This is a genomic window from Phyllobacterium sp. P5_D12 (assembly GCF_054049495.1).
This window is the reverse complement of sequence record NZ_JBFUMG010000300.1, coordinates 1-5,431: the sequence shown is the minus strand read 5'-3', so window position 1 is coordinate 5,431 and position 5,431 is coordinate 1. Positions and strand designations below refer to the sequence as shown.

The 5,431-nt window shown below is 57.3% G+C and carries 6 protein-coding genes and 1 pseudogene; 3 read left to right on the top strand and 4 right to left on the bottom strand.

The features are described 5' to 3' along the window. The coding region (locus ACXJ5O_RS17700) for a 4-hydroxythreonine-4-phosphate dehydrogenase PdxA (RefSeq protein WP_457301032.1) at window positions 1-989 on the bottom strand (989 nt) is incomplete at its 3' end. Between the two features lie 168 nt (window positions 990-1,157). On the opposite strand from ACXJ5O_RS17700, the gene ACXJ5O_RS17695 reads away from it, so the two are divergent. Together ACXJ5O_RS17695 and ACXJ5O_RS17690 are read left to right on the top strand one after the other, a co-directional pair. After that, window positions 1,158-1,838 (top strand): GntR family transcriptional regulator, encoded by a 681-nt coding sequence (locus tag ACXJ5O_RS17695; protein WP_457301031.1) that lies wholly within the window; start codon window positions 1,158-1,160, stop codon window positions 1,836-1,838. A 135-nt stretch (window positions 1,839-1,973) separates the two neighbouring features. Further along, window positions 1,974-2,699, top strand: a complete 726-nt coding sequence (locus ACXJ5O_RS17690; RefSeq protein ID WP_457301030.1) for a peptidoglycan-binding domain-containing protein — start codon at window positions 1,974-1,976, stop codon at window positions 2,697-2,699. Here ACXJ5O_RS17690 and ACXJ5O_RS17685 read toward each other — a convergent pair. The 3 genes from ACXJ5O_RS17685 to ACXJ5O_RS17675 form a co-directional block, all read right to left on the bottom strand. Beyond that, window positions 2,607-2,867, bottom strand: a complete 261-nt coding sequence (locus tag ACXJ5O_RS17685) for a fumarylacetoacetate hydrolase family protein (protein ID WP_457301033.1) — start codon at window positions 2,865-2,867, stop codon at window positions 2,607-2,609. The genes ACXJ5O_RS17690 and ACXJ5O_RS17685 overlap by 93 nt on opposite strands. 277 nt (window positions 2,868-3,144) lie before the next feature. Continuing rightward, entirely contained in the window at window positions 3,145-3,987 is an 843-nt protein-coding gene (locus ACXJ5O_RS17680) for an alpha/beta fold hydrolase (protein WP_224506443.1), read from the bottom strand. Window positions 3,988-4,032: 45 nt separating this feature from the next. Then, window positions 4,033-4,548 (bottom strand): Dps family protein, encoded by a 516-nt coding sequence (locus tag ACXJ5O_RS17675; RefSeq protein ID WP_457301029.1) that lies wholly within the window; start codon window positions 4,546-4,548, stop codon window positions 4,033-4,035. 385 nt (window positions 4,549-4,933) lie between these two features. On the opposite strand from ACXJ5O_RS17675, the pseudogene ACXJ5O_RS17670 reads away from it, so the two are divergent. Continuing rightward, window positions 4,934-5,431 (top strand): annotated as a pseudogene (locus ACXJ5O_RS17670) (hypothetical protein); the annotation flags it as partial.

Sequence of the window (5,431 nt, the reverse complement as noted above, 5' to 3'; positions counted from 1 at the left end):
GCCTCGCGCGAGGCTCCTACATTGGCGATGCCGCGGCCGGCGATATCGTAGGCGGTGCCGTGAGCTGGGGTACAGAGCGGAAATGGCAAGCCCCCCATCATCGTGACGCCCTTGTCGAAACCCATCATCTTCATCGCAATTTGACCCTGATCATGATACATGGTCAGCACGGCGTGGAAGCCCTCCTTCACGGCTCGCAGGAACACGGTGTCGGCTGGGAACGGACCTTCGACGGCATAGCCCTCAGCTTGCGCCCGCGCCACCGCAGGCTCGATGACCTCGATTTCCTCCATTCCGAAGCTGCCACCGTCTCCGGCGTGTGGATTGAGCCCTGCTACCGCGATTTTCGGATTGTCGATCCCCGCGAGGCGCAGGCATGCAACCGTTAGCTCGACTTCCGCCAGAATAGCATCCTCGCTGATATGAGCGGAGACCGCCGACAGCGGGATATGCGAGGTTACTCGCGCATTCCAGATGCGCTCGAGTACGTTAAACTCACGCATCCTTCCACTGAACGAAAGGACATCCGAAACGAATCGGATTTCGTCGTCATAGCCGGGATATGCGTAACGCATCGCCTTCTTGTTGAAAGGGGTGAAGCAGACGCCGTCGACGCGGCCCTCATGGGCGAGACGCAACGCGAAGCGAAAGTTCTCGGTCGCAAACATGCCGCCAGCAAGAGTTGCCTCGCCGCGTGTCACGTCAGCAGGATCAAGATGGCCAAGATCGACAAAAACGGGCCGTTCGGTTGGTGCGGCCGAAAAGTCGTCCGCAGCCCGATAATCCAGATCCAGCTCAATGTTTGCGAACCCTGCGCCCTCTTCCAGGATGCGGCGATCGCCAATGACAACAAAATGCGCGGCGTTCCTGAGTTCCGGCAAGGAAAGTATCCTGGCAGTTAGCTCCGAGCTGATGCCGGCCGGATCACCCATGGCAAGAGCCAGAACGGGCCTGCCGCGCATATCGGCAACAGATTCACTAAACGCCATGAACTACTCCTCTTGATGACCAGCGAAGGACTACCCCTAAATTTCCGTTGGCGCAAGTATTTTGTATACAGTATAAAACATTATGTATCGAAGGCGGTATCATTTTGCCGCGTTCAGTGCAAAAATGTATCGATTCAGGCCGTCGATGGGCCTAGCGGGAGAGTAACAATGGCTTCGGAAGTGTTGGAACCTGGACGGCGCTCAGTTGCCACGATTTCCCGGCAATCGCTGCACGGCGAGATCGTTACACGGTTGCGTGACATGATCATCGAGGGTGACCTGCAACCCGGCGAGCGCATCTATGAGAATCAGCTTGGCGAGGAGTTGGGCGTCTCACGTACGCCTTTGCGGGAAGCGTTGAAATTTCTTGCCAGCGAGGGATTGGTTGAGCTCGTGCCGAGCCGTGGGGCCGTGGTCAAGCGCTTTTCGGCGAAGGATGTCGAGGATATGCTCATCGTCATCCGTTCAATGGAGATGCTGGCCGGCCGTCTCGCGTGCGTAGAGGCCAGCGACGAAGGGATCGTGCAAATAAGGGTCCTGCATGACGCGATGGTAAAACATTACAAGGCTGGCGAGCGGCTTGAATATTACAAGCTGAACCAGCAAATCCATACCGGCATTGTCGCCCTTGCAAACAACGCCCCTCTTGCCGAAGTGCACGGACTGCTGCAATCGCGTGTCAAGCGCATCCGTTTTATCGGGCATGAAGGGGCGGAGCGATGGGCGGGTGCCGTCGCCGAGCATGAGCGTATCATTGCAGCTCTTGAAGGCCGCGATGCCGAGACATTGGCCCGTGAGCTCGACACTCACCTCGCCAATGGTTGGGAGCGCGTGAAGTCAGTCGTCTAATTCTCCGCGAACGAACGTCCGGGCTGACAAGGTCGGATGCTCAATCGTCGTGACGTGGCCGTCATGGAATGTGGCGGCAACCACAGAAGAACAATTACTTTCGGACATCTTCATCGCAACTCCATTTGAGCTGACATGAAGACTTTTGTTGGAATGTCCACGATCTTCCTGATGGTTTCCATCATCGGCGCTGAAGCCGCAGAGGTCAAACCCGACGCGATCAATTCTGCATCGCTGTCCACAATCCCTGCAGACCGCGCCTCCAAACCATCAGCGGAATTCGATCCTGCGATCGTCCGCCTTCAGGTTCTCCTTGATCGTGCGGGTTCATCGCCGGGGGTGATTGATGGCATTTATGGAAAGAACGTCACCAAGGCGGTGGCCAGTTTCAAAAAGATGACTGGAATGCCTCCGGACGGCACAATCGACCCCGATGTAATCAGCAGGCTGGCGACAGGCGGCCCGATTATCGGCACCTACACGGTAAAGGCCGACGACGCGGAAGGCCTCGTGGACCTTATTCCCGTGGACTACGGCGAAAAGGCGAAGATGCCCAGCTTGGGTTACACCAGCGTCGCCGAAAAGCTTTCAGAGCGTTTCCACATGCATATCGACTTGCTGACTACGCTTAATCCAGGTTCGGATTTCGTCCCTGGGGAGACGGTCCAAGTAGCGATGCCGGGTCCCCCGCGTCAAGGAAAGGTGGCCCGCATCGAAGCCGACAAGACGGCTGGGCAGGTCACGGCGTACGATAATCGTGATGTCATACTAGCGGCGATCGAAAGCGTCCTGCTTCGAGATACCGCGGCCTGCCTTCCCTATGATGACAGCGAGTTCGGCCTCGTAGTCGATTGCGATTGAAACACTGGGGTCGATCACAACATCGATCTTGTCTGCAATGACCGATCCCGGCACCTTGCTAAATATGATTGGATGGTTCGGGACCACACCCGCGGCAGCGCTTGAATCGAACCCGCTGCGCGAAAATTCATGGGCATGCTCGTAGTAGTTCTTCCCAACGCAAAAAATGTTGCGTGCGGGCAGTGGGATCGGCGAGAGAAGCTCGATTTCTGCTTCTTAGCCTATGAAGGTCTTTCCGAAATACTTGCTTTAGAGCCGTGGGGATGGCCGCAAAGTGCCTATTGAAACCCAAGCACGTCATACAACGCTGCTTGCCCTTCATGCTATCTCCCGGTGGATCGATGTGAACCTCACCACGCCTCCCTGTTGTATTGGATTTTTGACTTTTCCAGCCTGCGAGTTGAAGATCAACCCGATGATCCGCGGAGGACTTATCTTGCCCGATTTATTCCCGGACGAACGACAACAGATCGGGATTAATGACGTCCGCATGCGTCGTTAGCATCCCGTGCGGATAGCCTTTGTAGATCTTCAGCTTGCCATTCTTCAGAAGTTTTACGGAGATTTGACCGGATATCCCGATAGGCACGATCTGGTCGTCGTCCCCGTGGAGCACAAGGGTCGGAACGGAGATGCTTTTCAGATCGTTCGTCTGATCAGTCTCGGAGAACGCCTTGATGCCCTCGTAGTGGGCCTGGGCGCTGCCCAGCATTCCCTGGCGCCACCAGTTGCGGATAGCGCCTTCGGATACCTTCGCGTCCGGCCGGTTGAAACCGTAGAACGGCCCAGTTGGCAGATCGAGGAAAAACTGGGCGCGGTTTGCCACAAGTGCGCCGCGCAGGCCGTCGAAGACCTCCATCTGCAACCCACCTGGGTTGCCCTCCGTCTTTGCCATCAACGGTGGCACGGCACTTACCAGCACGGCCTTGGCCACACGGCCCTGTGGCTCGCCGAACCTCGCTACATAGCGAGCAACTTCGCCGCCGCCCGTGGAATGACCGATGTGAACGGCGTTGCGTAGATCGAGATGCTCAGCGACGGCCGATGCGTCCGCGGCGTAATGATCCATGTCGTGCCCCTCGCTCACCTGGGAGGAGCGCCCGTGGCCACGTCGATCGTGGGCGATGACCCGATACCCGTGCTGGAGAAAAAACAGCATCTGGGCATCCCAGTCGTCGGACGACAGGGGCCATCCGTGATGAAAAGCGATCGGCTGGGCGGATTTCGGACCCCAGTCCTTATAGAAGATGTCGACGCCGTCTTTGGTCTTGATGAAATGATCGCTCATGATTGCTCTTCTTTGCAGTTGACGTTGTGAGTTCTGCGGCGGCCGTCAGGCGCGCCGTGTGGTTTCGAAAAGGAACCAGTGGCGCCGTTCGGTTTCATCGATCCAGTTCTCGATGAGGCTGGTCGTCGCATGGTCATTCGCTGACGAAGTCAGTTCATGCAACTGTCGCAGGATGACCACGAGTTGCTCGTTGTCGTCGCGAAGTTCGGCTAGCATGTCGTCCGGCGTGACGAAGTCGGCGTCGTTGTCGAGGAGCCTTTGCAGACGGGCGATGTGCCCGACGGATCGAAGCGTGGTACCCCCGATCTTGCGGGCGCGTTCGGCGATGTCGTCCGTCATCGCGAAAATCTGCGCGCCCTGCTCATCCAACATAAGATGGTGGTTGCGAAAATGCGGGCCCGAGACGTGCCAGTGGAAATTCTTGGTCTTGAGATAGAGAGTAAAGGTATCAGCCAAGAGCGCTGTGAGCGCTACTGCGATTTCCTTTGCCGAGTTGGATCCGAGATCGGTCGGCGTTTTAAGCGGAAGAACTCTGCGGGCGGCGGCTACATCTCTGTCCATTTCAGGCTCCTTGGCTGTTCAGCTGTGAATCAACCGACATCGGTGGCTCTTTAATCGCGCTCCAAATAACCACGCCCGTGACCGATCGTGAATCGCTCGCAGGTACAGTACGACTTGTACCTAAGTGTAGTGTCGCGGCACGTCGATCCGGACTAGCTTTTCCTCATCGCCTACCCTCGACGGCGATTAAATGCCCTGGCGTTCCCTCCCCCGCCATGGCGCGGACTTGATCCTAAGGTCTGCCAATAAGGCCGCCTTCAACCCCGCCCGGAGGCGGCCTTTTCCCTCCAATCGCCCTATTCCAGAGTATAGTGTCGTCGCAACAAAGGCGTTGCTATCCTTCGCCCGACAATCAAGTTGACGACGAGCATCAAGGAGCCTGCAGATGAAGGAAAACCGTCCCCCAGGTATTGAGAAGTATTATCACCCCGCCGGCGGCTGGGACGCATGGAAAGCCGCCGCCAAGACACTGGCGCATCAGCAGGTCGTCGCGCAGGGTAGTCCGACGCTTCTAAAGGCAAACCAGCCTGAAGACTTCGACTGCCTGGGTTGCGCCTGGCCGGACCCGAAGCACACGTCGTCCTTCGAATTCTGTGAAAACGGCGCGAAGGCGATGACACGCGTCGCTCTTTGGGAACGCGACTACTCAAAACTCCGCGTCTATCTCATGGAACTGAAAGCCCAGGGCGTCGATGACCTCAAAGCCCATTCCCGGGCAAATCCGACATTTCTCGATCACTGCATCGGGTTGATCACGGTTGTCGACTCGAACGAGGCGGCGCGCGAAATGCTCGGTCCGGAGGGCGGATCGGTCGATGCGCTACGGCGATCGATCATTCCAGGGCAGGAAAAGTTCCTCAGCTTCCTTCAGGCGATCATGGAT